Origin of the sequence: Escherichia sp. WS1265, assembly GCF_046487585.1 — a bacterium.
Classification (GTDB): Bacteria; Pseudomonadota; Gammaproteobacteria; order Enterobacterales; family Enterobacteriaceae; genus Escherichia; species Escherichia coli.
Genome location: NZ_JBJQJE010000093.1, coordinates 1 through 700, shown reverse-complemented (window position 1 = coordinate 700; position 700 = coordinate 1). Strand labels below are relative to the sequence as shown.

Below are 700 nucleotides of genomic sequence, written 5' to 3'. Positions count from 1 at the left end.
GGTCATGGGAATAAAGTCTGGCTCGAGTGCCTCCAGCCAGAAATGAACACCGGCAGAAGGCGTCAGGCTGTTTATGCGCCCGGAAACCATCTGGGCAAACACCTCACCATCTCGCAGCCAGGTACGCAGCATCAGACGTTCCAGCATCGGACGGGTAAACTGCCCGGTAACTTCCGGACTGACAGACCATTCACTCCATCGGGTGCGTATCTCCGCTGCCAGATCACGGGCAATGGCCCCATTGCGTAATACCGGATGTGGCTCGACAATAATCCCGTTTTTCCCCACCACCCGTTCTTCCAGCTTGTCAAATACACCAATGACCAGATCGTGGTTGTTATCAAGGTAACGGGCCTGCTCACGTAACGACACGGCCCCGTACTGGCTTAACTGGTCGGCAGTTCGGTTTTCCCGCCGGGCTTTGTGTGTCCGCGTAGTTTTTACGGCCTCATAAGCCTGGATCACCGCCCGGGAACGCAGCCTTGCCGCTTTCCATCCTGGTGAAAAAACGCCAATCACATCATCAAGAATTGCCATCAGAACCTCGCCAGCCGGTACCCGGGATGCCCCCGTCGTCGTGTAATCAGATCCGCAAGGCGGCGCTCCCACTCCTGCCGTCCCTGCCGGATCTCAGATAAGTTTTCCATGGTCATCTGCTGACCATTAAAGGTGACGGATTTTCCGTCCAGCACCGCCATTT

At 56.1% G+C, this 700-nt stretch carries 2 protein-coding genes; both read right to left on the bottom strand.

All coding sequences use genetic code 11. The features are described from left to right. The coding region (locus ACJHX3_RS24995; protein ID WP_368473381.1) for a phage portal protein at nt 1–609 on the bottom strand (609 nt) is incomplete at its 3' end. Continuing rightward, nucleotides 537–698, bottom strand: coding sequence for a hypothetical protein (locus ACJHX3_RS24990; RefSeq protein ID WP_410236254.1), 162 nt, complete (start codon nt 696–698; stop codon nt 537–539). The genes ACJHX3_RS24995 and ACJHX3_RS24990, both read right to left, overlap by 73 nt. Nucleotides 699–700 lie beyond the last annotated feature (2 nt).

Excerpts from the sequence above, each read along its gene's own strand:
- ACJHX3_RS24990 (WP_410236254.1), bottom strand. The coding sequence starts at position 698 with ATGGCGGTGCTGGACGGAAAATCCGTCACCTTTAATGGTCAGCAGATG.